The 14,236-nt window shown below is 67.3% G+C and carries 16 protein-coding genes; 8 read left to right on the top strand and 8 right to left on the bottom strand.

All coding sequences use genetic code 11. The features are described from left to right. The first annotated feature begins 123 nt into the window (after positions 1 to 123). Positions 124 to 1,143, top strand: a complete 1,020-nt coding sequence (locus JC881_RS13605) for a Bug family tripartite tricarboxylate transporter substrate binding protein (RefSeq protein ID WP_198786240.1) — start codon at positions 124 to 126, stop codon at positions 1,141 to 1,143. Between the two features lie 166 nt (positions 1,144 to 1,309). On the opposite strand, the gene JC881_RS13600 is transcribed toward JC881_RS13605, so the two are convergent. Then, positions 1,310 to 2,140, bottom strand: coding sequence for a TorF family putative porin (locus JC881_RS13600; RefSeq protein ID WP_198786239.1), 831 nt, complete (start codon positions 2,138 to 2,140; stop codon positions 1,310 to 1,312). Between the two features lie 126 nt (positions 2,141 to 2,266). Continuing rightward, positions 2,267 to 3,187: a DMT family transporter gene (locus tag JC881_RS13595; RefSeq protein ID WP_198786238.1), complete on the bottom strand. Its 921-nt coding sequence runs from the start codon at positions 3,185 to 3,187 to the stop codon at positions 2,267 to 2,269. Between the two features lie 104 nt (positions 3,188 to 3,291). On the opposite strand from JC881_RS13595, the gene JC881_RS13590 reads away from it, so the two are divergent. Then, on the top strand, positions 3,292 to 4,494 hold the full coding sequence (locus JC881_RS13590; protein WP_198786237.1) for an amidohydrolase family protein: 1,203 nt from the start codon (positions 3,292 to 3,294) through the stop codon (positions 4,492 to 4,494). Between the two features lie 111 nt (positions 4,495 to 4,605). Beyond that, positions 4,606 to 4,863 carry a hypothetical protein gene (locus tag JC881_RS13585; RefSeq protein WP_013539384.1) on the top strand — a complete coding sequence of 86 codons (258 nt, stop codon included), beginning with the start codon at positions 4,606 to 4,608 and terminating at the stop codon, positions 4,861 to 4,863. Positions 4,864 to 4,878: 15 nt separating this feature from the next. Here the strand turns inward: JC881_RS13585 and JC881_RS13580 are convergent, their stop codons facing one another. Then, on the bottom strand, positions 4,879 to 5,499 hold the full coding sequence (locus JC881_RS13580; protein ID WP_198786236.1) for a TetR/AcrR family transcriptional regulator: 621 nt from the start codon (positions 5,497 to 5,499) through the stop codon (positions 4,879 to 4,881). A gap of 108 nt (positions 5,500 to 5,607) precedes the next feature. Here JC881_RS13580 and JC881_RS13575 point away from each other — a divergent pair, with 108 nt between their 5' ends. Further along, positions 5,608 to 6,639 (top strand): saccharopine dehydrogenase family protein, encoded by a 1,032-nt coding sequence (locus tag JC881_RS13575; RefSeq protein WP_198786235.1) that lies wholly within the window; start codon positions 5,608 to 5,610, stop codon positions 6,637 to 6,639. Positions 6,640 to 6,660: 21 nt separating this feature from the next. Then, a complete protein-coding gene (locus tag JC881_RS13570) occupies positions 6,661 to 7,374 on the top strand; it encodes a hypothetical protein (RefSeq protein ID WP_198786234.1) in 714 nt (237 codons plus the stop codon). Positions 7,375 to 7,386: 12 nt separating this feature from the next. On the opposite strand, the gene JC881_RS13565 is transcribed toward JC881_RS13570, so the two are convergent. Next, positions 7,387 to 7,803: a hypothetical protein gene (locus JC881_RS13565; RefSeq protein WP_198786233.1), complete on the bottom strand. Its 417-nt coding sequence runs from the start codon at positions 7,801 to 7,803 to the stop codon at positions 7,387 to 7,389. Positions 7,804 to 7,958: 155 nt separating this feature from the next. Between JC881_RS13565 and JC881_RS13560 the strand changes: the two genes are divergently transcribed. The 3 genes from JC881_RS13560 (at position 7,959) to JC881_RS13550 (ending at position 9,944) form a co-directional block, all read left to right on the top strand. After that, the gene (locus JC881_RS13560) at positions 7,959 to 8,204 is read left to right on the top strand and encodes a hypothetical protein (RefSeq protein ID WP_198786232.1); all 246 of its coding nucleotides are present in this window, start codon (positions 7,959 to 7,961) and stop codon (positions 8,202 to 8,204) included. Positions 8,205 to 8,352: 148 nt separating this feature from the next. Then, complete coding sequence (locus tag JC881_RS13555) at positions 8,353 to 9,384, top strand: patatin-like phospholipase family protein (RefSeq protein WP_198786231.1); 1,032 nt, start codon at positions 8,353 to 8,355, stop codon at positions 9,382 to 9,384. Between the two features lie 38 nt (positions 9,385 to 9,422). Beyond that, positions 9,423 to 9,944 (top strand): RICIN domain-containing protein, encoded by a 522-nt coding sequence (locus tag JC881_RS13550; RefSeq protein ID WP_198786230.1) that lies wholly within the window; start codon positions 9,423 to 9,425, stop codon positions 9,942 to 9,944. A 180-nt stretch (positions 9,945 to 10,124) separates the two neighbouring features. Here the strand turns inward: JC881_RS13550 and JC881_RS13545 are convergent, their stop codons facing one another. The 4 genes from JC881_RS13545 to JC881_RS13530 form a co-directional block, all read right to left on the bottom strand. Continuing rightward, a complete protein-coding gene (locus JC881_RS13545; protein ID WP_198786229.1) occupies positions 10,125 to 10,757 on the bottom strand; it encodes a DUF5701 family protein in 633 nt (210 codons plus the stop codon). Positions 10,758 to 10,858: 101 nt separating this feature from the next. Next, positions 10,859 to 12,286: a carotenoid oxygenase family protein gene (locus tag JC881_RS13540; RefSeq protein ID WP_233101768.1), complete on the bottom strand. Its 1,428-nt coding sequence runs from the start codon at positions 12,284 to 12,286 to the stop codon at positions 10,859 to 10,861. Between the two features lie 24 nt (positions 12,287 to 12,310). Then, positions 12,311 to 13,375, bottom strand: coding sequence for a MerR family transcriptional regulator (locus JC881_RS13535; RefSeq protein ID WP_198786227.1), 1,065 nt, complete (start codon positions 13,373 to 13,375; stop codon positions 12,311 to 12,313). 120 nt (positions 13,376 to 13,495) lie between these two features. After that, positions 13,496 to 14,230 (bottom strand): ABC transporter substrate-binding protein, encoded by a 735-nt coding sequence (locus JC881_RS13530; RefSeq protein WP_198786226.1) that lies wholly within the window; start codon positions 14,228 to 14,230, stop codon positions 13,496 to 13,498. Between the last annotated feature and the right edge of the window lie 6 nt (positions 14,231 to 14,236).

The raw sequence follows: 14,236 nt of genomic DNA, 5'->3' as shown, positions 1-14,236 counted from the left end.
GGGTGCTGTGCACGTGTGTCGCGGTGCATAAGCTCATGGGGAAACGGGCATGAGCCGCGCGCCACAATCCACTTTTTGCACCGTCTGTATCGTCTGTACCGTCGGTCCCGAAGAAAGACAGTCATGGCCCATTCTCCTTCCTCTCCCTTCTGCCTGTTTTCACGCCGCTCGCTGCTGCTCTCGGCGGCCGTGCTTTGCGCCGCCGCCTCGCCGGCCGCCTTCGCCCAGCACGACTGGCCGCAGCAGCCCGTCACGCTGATCATGGGCTTTCCGGCCGGCTCTGGCGTCGACGTGGTCGCCCGCACCATCCAGGAGCCGCTGGCAAAGCAACTGGGCCGGCCGGTCATCATCGATTACCGCTCGGGCGCGGCCGGCAACATCGCCAGCGAATACGTGGCGCATTCGAAACCCGATGGCTACACGCTCTCGTTCGGCACCGCGGCCACGCACGGCAGCAACGCGGCGCTCTACAAGAAACTGCCGTTCGACGTGGAGGCGGACTTCGTGCCGGTGGCGCCGGTGCTCGACGTGTCGAACGTGCTCACCATCAATTCGAGCGTGATCGACGTGAAGACCTTGAAGGAGTTCGTCGATCTCGTCAAGGCCAACCCGGGCAAGTACAACTATGCGTCTACAGGCAATGGCGCGGGCACGCACATGGCGTTTGCCGAGTTCAATTCGCGCCTGGGGCTGAACATGGTGCACGTGCCCTACAAGGGCGGGCCCGAGGCCATCACTTCGGTGGTGCGCGGGGAGACCTGCTGCATCATGAACCAGGTGCAGACGGTGCTGCCGCACTACAAGGCGGGCAAGGTGCGATTGCTGGGCGTGACGACGGCGACGCCGGTGGCCGCGGTGAAGGAGGTGCCCACCATCGCCTCCAGCGGCGTGCCGGGCACCAAGGGCTTCGACAGCTCGATCTGGTTCGGCATCTTCGCGCCCAAGGGCACGGATGCGCAGATCGTGGACAAGCTCAATGCCGCGGTGAAGGCGGTGCTCGAGCAGCCGGACATTCGCGAGAAGTTCGAGGCACAGGGGAACACCATCCGCATCGAGTCGCCTGCGCAGTTCAAGAAGACGGTGCATGAGAACCGCGTGAAGTGGGCCGAGGTGGCGAAGGCTGCGAATATCAGCATCGACTGATTTTTTGTTCGGGGCTTCTGTTCGGGGCGCGTGCGCAGGGCGCCGGGTGCTCCCCTCCGCGAATGTCCCCCGGCTTCGCCTCCTCCTTGATTTCGCTGCGGGGAGCACCCGACGCCCTGCGCACAGGGGCACGCTCTGGGGGTGCGGCGATCAACGAGCGCTCTGACTACAGCGTCTTCGTCAGCGTGACGATGAAGCGTGCCTTGTTGGGCGAGTAGGTCGTCTGGCCGAAGGTGCCGAAGCCGAAGTCCACGCCGGGGTTGCTTACCGCGGTGTATGCGCTCTTCTGGTTCGCGCCCTGCACCGAGCCGGCCAGCGAGAGGCCGTTGCCAAAGTCGTACGAGGCGCCCACGTTGTAGTCGACGTAGTTCCTGTAGCCGAGGCTTCGGATGTCGCTCGACATGTTCGTGTAGCCCACGGCCGCCTTCAGCGTGAGCTTGGGCGCGATCTCCTTGCTGTACGCAAGATTCAGGTAGCCGGTGTTGGTGCCCTTCAGGCCCGAGCCGGCCTTGTTGCCCGCGTAGCCGAAGTAGTCCTTCGACACGGTGTGCGAGTACTTCAGCGTGAAGGAGCCGATCGCCTCGTTCGTGTAGCCCGCGCTGCCGTAGAGCTCGGTCGTGTTGCCCGACGAGTTGCCGGGGTAGACGTAGGTGAGCGCGCCCACGTCCAGGTCGAGCGGGCCGGCCTTGAACTTGTAGCCGCCGTAGAAATCGCTCTCCAGGCTGTTGCCCTTGAGCCAGTTGACGCTCGAATTCCAGTTGCCCACGTAGAAGCCGCTGTCGCCGAAGGCGTAGTCCAGGCCGCCCTGGATCGCGGGCTTGAAGCCGCTGGTCTTGGCGTAGTCGTTGCGGCCCAGCATGTCCTGGTCCTGCCCGCGGAACTTGTAGTTGCTGGTGACGGCGACGTTGCCGCTGAGTTGCGCGCTCGCGAGCATCGGCAAGGCGGCGAGGGTGGGGAGAACGAGCACCGGCAGGGCGATGCGGAGAAGGTGTTTCATCGAAAGAAATCGCTAACGGATGGAGAAGCCGAAAGCGTAGGAGCGCCCGTCTAAAGGCCCCGTAAAAAATGAGGCCCGGGGCGCAAAAGTTCTGTCGCGGCGCGGTGCGTCAGCTTCGCGGTCCGGTCAGCGGCAGCAGCGCGCGGGCATCGTCATCGCGACCACGCCGGCCACGATGCATGCGAGCCCGATCCATGCGGTGGGCGAGAGCGCTTCGCCGAGGAACACCACGCCGATCGCGACGCCGATGGGCACGCGCAGGTAGGCCTGCGCGGCGGTGGACATCGGCCCGAGGGTCCTGATGAGTCGGAAGTAGAGGGTGAAGGCGAGCGCCGTCGAAAGCACGGCCAGCGCCAGCACCGCCATCACCGATGCGGCCGAGGGCGCGAGCGTCCACGGCCTGTCGATCGCGAGGCTCGCGGGCAGCAGCATCGCCGCGCCGCTCAGGAGCGACCCGGCGGCCGGCACCATCGGGTCCAGCCCCTTGAACACGCGGCCGAACATCGCGGCGCAGCCGTAGCAGACGGCTGCCGCCACCAACGCGATCTGCGCGAGCAGCGAATGCCCGAGGCCGTGCAGCGCCTCGAAGCCCACGATCAGGCAGATGCCCGCGAGGCCCGCGCCCACGCCGAAGAGGCGGCGCAGCGTGGGCTTGTCGGCACCGCCCATGCCAAGGCCCAGCAGGAAGATGAAGATCGGCGAGGTCGAATTGAGGATGGTCGCGAGCCCGGCGTCCACGCTGCGCTCGGCCCATGCGATGAGCGTGAACGGCAGCACGCTGTTCAGGCACGCCTGCAGCGCGAAGCGCCCCCACATCGCGGGCGCCGTCGGCAGCTTCACGCCGCGCATGCGCAGCACCGCAAGCAGCAGCAGGCCGGCGACCAGTGTGCGCGCGGCGATCAGCGTGATGGGCGGCAGCGTCGCAACCCCGATCTTGATGAAGGTGTACGAGGCGCCCCAGCAGGTCGCGAGCACCGCGAGCAGCGCCCATTCGAAGGCGAGGTGGGGCGCGGCCTTGCCGGTGGTATCGAGTGCGGTCGTTTGCATGGTGCGCCGATCATCGTGAGAGCGCGCGGGCAACACTTCGGCCTGGAGCGAACTGTGCGGTACGCTGTTCACGACAACCGTCCGATGCTTCCCGAAGAAGAACCATGCTCACGCTCCTCATCCGCAACGTTCGCCCCATGGGCGCTTCCCCCATCGACGTGCGGGTGCGCGACGGACGCATCGCGGAGATCGGCGCCGCGCTGTCCGCACCCGCCGATGCGACGGTCGAAGAGGGCGGTGGCGCCTTGCTGCTGCCCGGCCTCGTCGAAGGCCACACGCACCTGGACAAGACGATGTGGGGCATGGACTGGTACCGCAACGAAGTCGGCACCAACCTCATCGACAAGATCGAGAACGAGCGCGCCTTCCGCCACGCGAGCGGGCACGACGCCGCTGGGCAGTCGCTCGCGCTTGCCAAGGCCTTTCTCGCGCTGGGCACCACGCGGCTTCGCACGCATGTCGATGTCGATACGCAGGCGGGCCTGCGCCACCTCGAAGGCACGCTGCGCACGCGCGAGGCGCTGCGCGAGGTGCAGCAGATCCAGGTCGTCGCGTTCCCGCAGTCCGGCTTGCTCGGCCGCCCCGGCACCGCCGAGCTGCTCGACCAATCGCTCGCACTCGGCGCCGACGTGCTCGGCGGCCTCGACCCCTGCGCCATCGATGGCGACCCGGTGAAGTCGCTCGATGTGCTCTTCGGCATTGCCGACAAGCACCAGCGCCCCATCGACATCCACCTGCACGAGCCGGGTGCGATGGGCGCGTTCTCACTCGACCTCATCCTGCAGCGCACCGAGGCGCTCGGCATGCAAGGCAAGGTCGCCGTGAGCCACGCCTTTTGCCTCGGCGACGTGGCCGAACGCGAGCGCGAAACGCTGCTCGCGCGCATGGCCAGGCTCGGCGTGGTGCTCGTGACCAGCGCGCCGCCGTCCCGCAGCGTGCCCCCGCTCCTGGCTTGCCGGCAGGCGGGCGTGACGGTGGTGGGCGGCAACGACGGCATCCGCGATGCGTGGACGCCCTACGGCAACCCCGACATGCTGGAGCGCGCGATGCTCATCGGCCTGCGCTACAACCTGCGCCGCGACGACGAGGTCGAAGTGGCGCTGGACACCGTCACCCATTCGGCCGCGCGCGGCTGCGGCTTCGAGGCCTATGGGCTCGTGCCCGGCAACCGCGCGGACCTGGTGCTGGTCGATGCGCAGACGCTGGCGCATGCGGTGGTGGCGCGGCCGGTGCGAAAGCTGGTGGTGGCGGGTGGGCGTGTCGTGGCGCGCAATGGGGCGTTGCTGGCGGAGGCGGCGGCGTTGTGAACGTCGCCATCGCGAGGCTTGGTCCTCACGGCACGCGGGGCTGCGGCTGACAAGGTGGAGCGGCCCCGGGTGCAACCATCGGGCTTCATTTCAATAGCCGGAGGAAACCCCATGAACAAGACCCTGATCGCACTCGCCACTTCGCTCACCCTGCTCGCAGCCGGCACGGCCAATGCGCAGATCGGCAAGGCCGCTTCCGAGGCGACCGATGCCGCGCAGCACAAGATCGACGAGAAGCAGGCCGACAGCAAGGCCAAGAAGAGCGGCCCGGTCGGCAAGGCGGTGAACAACGTCAAGTCGGGCTATCACAAGAACCGCTCCAAGAGCTCGGCTGACAAGGCCAAGCAGTCGCTGAAGAACGCGGGCTGATCAAGAAGCCGCGCGTTATTTCCGCTCCCGGGCCAGCTGCATCAGCGCGAGCCCAGCCGTGACGAAGGAGCGCACGGGCCCCTTCTTGCCCGTGAGGTGGCCGTTCATGTAGGCCCCATCGAAAAGCAGCCCCAGCTGGTCCGCCAATTCTTCGGGCTTGCGCACGCCCGCCTTCCTCGCCAGCGCGGCGAGGCGGCGGTGCAGTTCGAGCTTGTGCCGCGTGGTGATGGCGCGCGCAGGGTGCGCGGCATCCGGAAACTCCGTGGCCACGTTGAGGAACGGGCAGCCGCGGTACGTGGGCTTGAGGATGTGATTGGCGATCCAGCGGATGTGCGCTTCGAGTTCCGCCGCGGCATCGCCCTTCGTCTTTTCGGCCACGTCGTCCCAATCGCGCCAGTACTCGGCGTCTTCCTGCTCGAGGAACGCCACGACCAGGTCGTCCTTCGTCGTGAAGTGCCGGTAGAGGCTGGTCTTCGCAACGCCCGAGCGCTCCACCACCAGGTCCACGCCGACGGCCCTCACACCCTCCCGATAGAACAGCGCCGCCGCCGTTTCGAGGATGCGCGCCCGCGCGACGGAGGGGCTGCGTTCGCTGGCGACTGCTTCGGTGGTGGTCGCGACCGTGCGTTTGTTCATTCGCGCAGTTTACCTTGACACGCTACAGATCTGTACTCTAAGCTCCGCGCCGAGGAGTACAGATCTGTAGCGTTGTGCCGCGGATGGCTCTGCATCAGAGGAGTTCCAGTGGCATCCAATCAATCAGTCGTCGTCTATGGCGCCTATGGCCACACCGGCCGCTTCGTGGTTTCGGAACTGCGCAAGCGCGGGTGGACGCCCGTGCTTTCGGGGCGCGATGCACGCAAGCTCGACGCGCTGGCCACCGAATATCCAGGGCTCACGGTGCAGCCCGCATCGGTCGATGAACCTGCCTCGCTCGACCGCGCGCTCGAGGGCGCAGCCGCGGTCATCAACTGCGCCGGCCCCTTCGCCAGCACGGCCGGACCAGTCATCGAAGCGGCATTGCGCGCACGCGTTCCGTACCTCGACGTCGCCGCCGAAGTGGAAGCCAACATCGACACCTTCACGCAGTACGCCGACCGCGCACGCGAGGCAGGCATCGTCGTCGTGCACGCGATGGCGTTCTACGGCGGCCTCGGCGATCTGCTGGCGACCGCGGCCATGGGCGACTGGGCATCGGCCGATGACATCTCCATCGCCTACGGCCTCGACAGCTGGCTGCCGACCGCAGGCACCTTGGCCGCGGGCCAGGTGTCCCGTCAGCGCCGCGACGGCCGCCGCGTCGTCTTTGCGAACGGAAAGATCGCGCACGCGACGGGCGCCGCGCCGGTCGTCGAATGGGAATTTCCAGCGCCCGTGGGCACGCAGCAGGCCGTCTCGGAATTCACCATGGCCGACACGGTGACGATCGCGCGCCACATCGATGTGCCCGAGATCCGCTCGTACATGACGCTCGCCGCCGTCAAGGACCTGATCGATCCGAGCCCGAAGGCGCCCGTGGCCAGCGACGCAAGCGGCCGCTCGTCGCAGACCTTCGTCGTCGAAGTGATCGCGCGCAAGGGCGGCGAAGAGCGCAGGGCGGTCGCGCGCGGGCGCGACATCTACGCCGTCTCCGCGCCGCTCGTCGTCGAAGCGTTGGCGCGCGTCCTCGGCGGGCAGGTCAGGACGCCCGGCGTGCTGACGGCCGGCGAAGCCTTCGATGCACGCGACTTCCTCGCATCGCTCGGCCCCGAGCACCTGTCGTTCGAGGTCCGCTAGGCGCTCACTACACTGGCTCCGATGAGCCAACGCCACACGTCCTACTTCTGGAGCGGCACCGCCCTGCGCAGCCGCAGCGTGGGCGGCGTCGTGCTGTCGGGCATGGTCGATGTGCCCGCGCCGCCCGCGCGGCTCGTGGCCGATTGGGAGCGCGACATCGCATCGACGCTCTTTCTGGAACCGGGCGACGTCGAGCCCTTGCCGCTGGCCCGCGCCCGCATGCGCTGGCCCGACTACAAGCAGTGCGTGCAGGTGATGGCCGAGTGGACGCAAACGCTCGGCCTCGATGACGTGCTCGCCGCAAGCGACATCGCCCTCATGGCCTGCCGCGGCGCGCGCTACCACCACGACGGCGAGCAATACGGCGGCGCGGCCTTCTGCAATCTCTTCGTGAGCGAGGACAAGGGGCTCGATGTGCATTTCCCCTCGACGGGCGATCGCATCCCGTTGGTCCGCGGCACGGTGCTGATGTTCGACACTGCGCAGCCGCATGCGGTGATCCGTCGTGGCAGTGCGGGCTTCGATGCAACCCACTTCGCGCCAGACGTCGACTGCAGCCAGCTCTTCCTCACGTGGGAGCTCCCCATCGAGAACGCCGACGTCGCACGCGCACTGCGCATCGACTTCGACACCGACCCCTCGACCGCATCGCAACTGAATGAAGAGCAGGTCTGGCTGAACGGCGCGCGCGCCAGCGTGTGCCCCGACACGGGCGCGTGGCGCGCGGCCGGCTGAGCCGAAGCAGTCTCAGCCTTCCTTGGTGCGCAGCAGCTCCGCCTTCTGCGCCAGTGCCACCGCCTCGACGATCTCCTCGGTGGAGAGCGGCCCGGTCAACTCGACCTCGCCGGCCAGCACGCTGTCCAGCGCGTCCTTGCCCGCAGCACTCGTCAGCCACGCGAACACCGAGGTGATCGAGCCGCCGCCGAACTTGGCTTTCAGCGCCTTCGATGCCGCACGGCTCACCTCGGCGAACGCGGCGTGGTCCGCCGCCGACGAAGCCGCGCGAACGATGATGCAGAACGCCTCGAGCTTGTCGGCCTCGGTGCGCAGGCGCCGTGCCTTGCCCGCGCTCTGCGCGGCGCGCGTCGGAGCGGCCGGCGCGGATGCATCGGCTGGCGGTTGATCGGTGGGGGAAGAAGAAGGCTTGCGGGGTTCGGTCGACATGGATGCATTCGTTTGCAGGGAGTCATCCATTGTCCCAGCACCTCGTCATCGCCGATCGCAGCCGATTCACGACGATGTTGTTACTCCCTGCCGCGCGTCCACATCCCTAGAGTCGTGATGCGGCGCCATCTGCAGTGCGCCACAAGGAGCCTGCAATGACCATCACGAGAAACGACGACGAAGCGACGGCGCAAACACCTGTCGAGCGCGCATTCGCCATCCATCGAAGCATCGCCGCATGCCATGCGCACATCGCGCGCGGCGACGGCGTTCATGCCCTCACCGCCGCACTGATGCTTCCGTGCTACGAGGCCGGGTTCCGCCGCATCGCACTATCGCTCGATCATGCGCAAGCGCGCGAACTTAGGACCTCGCTCGATGCGCTGCGAGAGCTCGTATGACGATGCTTCGGAGGGAACCGATATCTTCCGCGGCATTCGGAATTACGCAGATGGATTGAACGGGATTTCACGCGTAGACGATGCATGTGCCCAAGGCCGAGACTCCGCTTCCCCAACCCGGGGTTCATTCATTTGAAAGGAGCTGGTCATGGCAGAGCCTGGAAAAAAATTCACCATCCTCTCGTTCGTCGGCGGTGGCATACGCGGACTGATGTCGGTCACGATCCTGGAGAAGCTCTACAAGCGCTTCCCGCACATGCTGGACAACACCGACCTGATCGCCGGTTGCTCGACCGGGTCGATCATCACGAGCGAGCTCGTGGCGGGAAAGACGCCATCGGACCTCATCACCTTCTTCACCAAGGACAAGAAAGGCGAGATCGGGTTCTACGACAACATGAACACCGACCCGCACAAGCCCGCGTACCAGATCCTGGACGCCTACGGCTCGCAGTTCGCGCTGCACGCCGACAAGAAGGTTTCCGCGCTCGAGCGCAAGGTGTTGTTCGTGTCCTTCAACGTCGGCGGCCTCACGGTGCAGGACGGCATCCAGACCCCCACGCCGTGGAAGCCGCTCTGGTACACCAACATGGTCCCGAGCCTGGGTGACGTGACCATCGCGAAGGCGGCTACTTCCAGCGGCGCCATGCCCGCGCAACTGGGCTCCTACCAGGGCAACGTCGACGGCGCCTTCTTCAATCACGACCCGACGGTCGCGGCCATCTCGCTGGCCGTGAACGCGGGGTATGCGCTGGAGGACATCACCGCTATCACCATCGGCACCGGCTACATGCCCGACTGGATCGCCAGCGACACCACCGACTGGGGCGCCGACCAGTGGATGAACGGCGTGGCCAATCCGTTCAACAACACGCCGCCGTTCCTCATGAACCAGTCCAGGCCCGGGCCCGTGCTGGACATGTGCCTGAACGGCACGTCGACCGAGCTCATGCCGCAGTTGGCCAGCTACCTGCTGGGCGACCGCTACGTGAACATCAACCCCACGCTGCCGTGCTTCATTCCGGAGAACACCACCTACCCCGAGGCCATCCAGCTGCTGCAGGACAAGGGCAAGACCGCGGATACCGCGCATGCGGAGGCGTTGCTCGAGGCCTACTGGGTCGACCACGTGCTCGGCCCGGCCAAGAACCCCAACAAAGGCGGCGCCGCTCGCACCTGAGCGGCATCCACGAACGTATTCCTGGACAAGGAGAAACGATGTCGACCACCGAAAAAGCGGGTGCCGCAGCATCCGGACCCATCACGGGCGAACTGAACCTGGGCCCGTACTTCATCCAGCACATGCTCGGCGGCCACAAGGTGCTGGACGTGCGGGAGGGCTCGCCTGCCGACCAGACGCGGGTCATCGCGTACGAACTGAACCAGCAAGCCAACCAGCAATGGACCTTCGTGCCCGCCGGCCCGGAAACGCCGGGGTGGTGGTACCTGCAATCGAAGATGGACACCGGCTTCGTCATGACGCTCAAGCCCGGCTCGACCACCGTGCCGGTGCCGGTCGTCATGATGAAAAAGCAACTGGTCAACGCCGACAACCAGCTCTGGAGCCTCGTGCCCACCGAGAAGCTGGGCTACTGGTACATCCAGAGCAAGACCATCGTGAGCAACTCCCAGACGCCCTACGTCATCGGGCTTGTCGACAACGGCGATGCATCGGCCGTGATGCTGAGCTTCGTCGAATACGAGAAGCAGGCGTGGGGGTTCCGGCCGGTGTATTGGTAGCAGCGAGAGGGAGGATGAGGGAGGACGAGGGAGGAGAAAGAGGGCAGCCGACCCACCCGGGTTCACGCGCGCGAAAGCTCAGGGCGCGCGCGTGAACACCATCCGGACGGCCAGCACCGCGAAGCGCACCGGCATGTTCTGGCCCACGTCCGCCTCGCCCCTTCGCGATCGAGGCTTGTCCTATCCGAGAACAGCCACGCCCGGCGACCGCGCACCGCACGAAGCAAAGCCCAGCCACGTGTGCGGATTGCCCTCCCAGCACCAGCCCAGCTTCGGCTGCTTGTTGCTGAGCCAGAGCGCGGGCACGCGCTTGTCGTCGCCGCGCGAGCCGAGCATCATGAAGCAGCGGTTGGGCTGAAGAAATTCGGGGTGCTGCGTCAGCAGTGCGATGCCGTCTTCGAGCGTGAGCGGCGTGCGCCCGTCGGCCGCGATGCGCGCTTCGGCCTCCTTCGGCACCGCGTTGAGCGAGCCGTTGCCGCGGTCCACGTCGAGCAACAGATAGGCATGACCCGACGGCATCGAAAGCGACGGCAGCGGCCTGAAGAAATCGGGCGTGCGCGGAAAGAGCCGCTCGATCGCGGCCCGGCCGTCGCGCACGACGAGAGGCAAGGTCTTGGCCGCCGCTGCGGCCGCGCAGTGCACGACCAGCACGAAGCCCGTCGTGCCCTGTGCCACGTCCAGTGCCGCTGCCTCCGCGGGCACATGCACGCGCAACGCATCGAGGCGCTCGCGGAATTCGCCGGGCGGGCAGCCGAGCATCGCCGGATACCCGAGTGCCGCCAACCGCTCGACCTGTTCATCGAAGGCTTTCAACGCGTCTCCTCCTGTTTTCAAGGGGCGCCATTCTGCGTCGTCGGAGGCCGGCATCGGCGGCAAGGCCGTGCGCCGCGGACGGTCTCTCTCTTTCTCTTTCTTTAAGCGTTGCCGCGCCAGTTGCCGTGAAAGCCGAACGGCACGCGATGCGGCAGCCGCGCGATCGCCACGGGCCCCGCGCCCACATCGGCCGCTTCGATCACCAGCAGGTCGCTGCGCCGCTCCTGCGCGCGCCATGCCACCGCGAGCAGCCAGCCGTCGCCCTCCGCCGCATCAGCATGGCGCGGCACGAACACCGGCTCCGACACCACGTCGCCCGGCGGCAGCGTGTGCATGCGGCGCTCGCCCGTGTCGAAATCGAAACGCGCCAGGCTGTCGTACAGAACGCTTTCGTCGTCGCCCCGCGCACGCGATGTCGCATGGCAGGTGTAGAAGCCGTAGCGGTTGCGGCGCCCCGCGTGGCGTTCGTCGATGCGCGGAAACTCCGCCGCCAGGTCGTCGAGGTACTCGCGGCGAAATTCGTTGCCGGCGCTGGAGAGATCGAAGGTCCACCTGCACAGGCGCGCGGCCATGGCCCCGGGGTCGCCCGGCCGGCCTTCGGCATCGGGCAGGCCCGGTGCCGTTTCCGACTGCATCACGTACGCCACCAGCGTGTCGCCGTCGTCCCACGCGTTCATCACATGGAACACATGGCAGGCCTCGGCCTCGAACCAGCGCAGCGTGTCGGTGGAACTGCCGCGCCGCATCACGCCCACGTGCGTGCGCAGCTGCGCATCCCACGCCAGCAGCGGCTTCCCGCGCATCGCGCGCTCCACGCTGAGCGTGAGCGGCATCACCGGAAACAGCACATGCCCGCGCGTCACCATGAAGTCGTGCGCCATGCTCGCGTACGGCGCGGTGAACGACTGCAGCCCGGTCACTTCGCAGTCGCGGTCCATCGTGCCGTAGAGCATCGTCGGCGAGCCGGGGCCATCGGGCGAATAGGCGAAGAAGTGCAGCTCGCCGCTGTCGGGGTCCACCTTCGGGTGCGCCGTGCAGCGCGAGGCGATGCGGCCGCCGAAACTCTGGTGCCCCGTCGATGCCAGCGTGCGCGCATCGAGCTCGAAGGGCTGGTGCGATTCTTCGAGCGCGAAAAGGCGGTTGCCGTGCCACAGCATGCTCGTGTTGGCCGTGCCGCCGTTCTGGCCGTGCGTCAGCGGGTCGCTCGTGGCCGGGTTGCCGAAGGTGCCGAAGAGCGCGCGGCCGGCCTCGTGCTCCAGCTGCCACTTGGGCGTGCGCACCCAGCGGTTGCTGTACGACACGCGGCCCCCCTCGATATGGAACGCATGCACCATGCCGTCGCCCGAGAACCAGTGGTAGTGGTCGTCGCGCGGCGCGTACTGCGGGCTCGGCCCCACGCGGTACAGGCTGCCCGAAAGCCCCGGCGGCATCGTGCCCTCGATGTCGAGCGCTGCGATGTCGTGCTCCTCGGTGAGTGGCGCGTAGTTGCCCGTGAAGAAATGGGGTTGGGCCTGCGTCGTTGCGTTCAAGGTTTTTCTTTCTTGTGGATTCATTCAGGGGAGCGGAGCAGGAGCGGTGTCGATTTGCGCAATGGCCCGCCCGATATAGGTCGCGAGCGGCGCATCGATGCCGGAGCCGGCGCGCAAGGCTGCATCGTTGCGAAACGCGTGCTGCAGCTTGATGTGCAAGGCCTCATCGCCGCCCGCCTTGGCCAGCGAGAGCGCCTGCCAGCGCAGCGCGAGCGCGCGCACGGCGGTGCTGTCCGCATGCGCCTCTTGCAGCATCTGCTCGCGCACGTCGGCAATGAGCGGCGGCCACGCATCGGTCTGCGCGACGTAGTGCGCACGCAGCGTCGCCATCTCGCCGTCGCTGCAGTGCGGGGCATACAGCTGCAGTCGCGCGAAGGCCATGGCGTGCGAGATGAAGCGCATGCCCTCGCGGTCCACGCCGGTCAGCGAATGCAGCGCAGGCTCGTTCCAGTGCATGTCGTAGAGCTTCATCAACAGGCCTTCGTCGCCCCCGGTTTCCGCGAGCAGCATGGCGATCCAGCGTCGGGCCAGTGCCTGTGCCTGCGGGGTTTCGGGCGATGCGCCCGCCGAGATCAACTCATGCAACAGGGCGGTGAGCGCCGCGCGCTCGGGCGCGGCCGCTTCGGCCTGGCCGTCGCGTTGCGAGGCCAGCGTGCGCAGTTCGTCGTCGCTGAAATACTTGGCGCCCGCCACCATGCTTTCGAGCGCGAGCAGCCAGTCGTCGATGGCGGGCTCCTCGCTCGCCTGCAACTGCCCCTTGATCGCCAGCAGGTGCGTGCGCAGCGCCGAGGCCTGCCGGATCTCGTGGTCCAGCTGCGCCACCTGCTGGTCGACGATGCCGGCCAGGCCGCCCGTGTCGTTGGCACCGTTGGCGTCGTTGTCCAGCAGCGCGCCGATCTCGGCCAGCGACAGGTCCAGCCGCCGCAACGCCTGGATGCGATAGAGCCGCGCCACGTCCTTGCGGTCGTACAGGCGGTAGCCGCCGCCGGAGCGCTCGGACGGCACCAGCAGGCCGATGTCGCCGTAGTGCCGCAGCGCGCGCACGGTCAGGCCCGCGCGCCGGGCGAGTTCGCCGATCCTCAGAAACATGCCTTGCCTGCCTTCTCTCTGTCTTCAAGTGAAAGGCATCCTAGACCGTGCCGCAACGAGAGGGTCAAGCAACTTCTTGAAGAAAAACGGCGCGCCGCGCCGCCTTCAGGCCGGCAAGTTCTATCGGGCTGGCGCGACCAGCGCCCCCTCGATGCCATGCCGCGCCATCGCATCGGCAACGAACCCCGTCGCCTTCATTTCCTCCACGAATCCGCTGAGGAAATTCGCCGCCTCCACACCCCGGCTGCGCGGCAGCCCCATCGCCTGCTGGATCACCATGAACCGCCCCGGCAGCAATCGCAGCCCCGGCAGCCGCGCCGCATCCGCGGCCAGTTGCTGGCGCACGCCCGCGGCCACTTCGACGCCTTGCGCGATGAACTCGTCCACCACCGCCGGCGATGTGTTCGCACGCACGATCGCGGCGCGCTTCAATTCGCGGGTCAGGTACAGGTCGTAGGCGCTGCCCTTGCCGACCATGACGCGCACGCCCTCGGCATCGACCTCTTCGTTGGCCCGAAGAGCGGAGCCCTCGCGCACGAGATAAGCCCCTTCGATCAGGATGTACGGCGCCGTGAACAGCAGCCCTTCGCCCCGCAGCGGATCGACCGCGAAGAAGCCCACGTCGGCCTCTTCGCCGGTGACGGCCGCGACCGATTTGCCCGCGGCATCGAACACCACGGGCTGCAACTCGGCGCCGAGCCGCCGGGCCAGCTCGTTCGCGAGATCGACCGAGACGCCGCGCGCCCGCTTGTTCTCGGCGTCCCAGTTCGCAAGGATCGGGTTGCCGAGATTGATCGATGCGCGCAGCACGCCGGTGGGCATGAGCGCGGCGCGGAGGGCGTTGTCGACTGTCATCGCCGT

It is taken from the genome of Variovorax sp. IB41, from assembly GCF_016405905.1.
Lineage (GTDB): Bacteria > Pseudomonadota > Gammaproteobacteria > Burkholderiales > Burkholderiaceae_C > Variovorax.
Note: the sequence above shows the minus strand (reverse complement) of the source record. Positions and strands in the feature narration are given on the sequence as shown.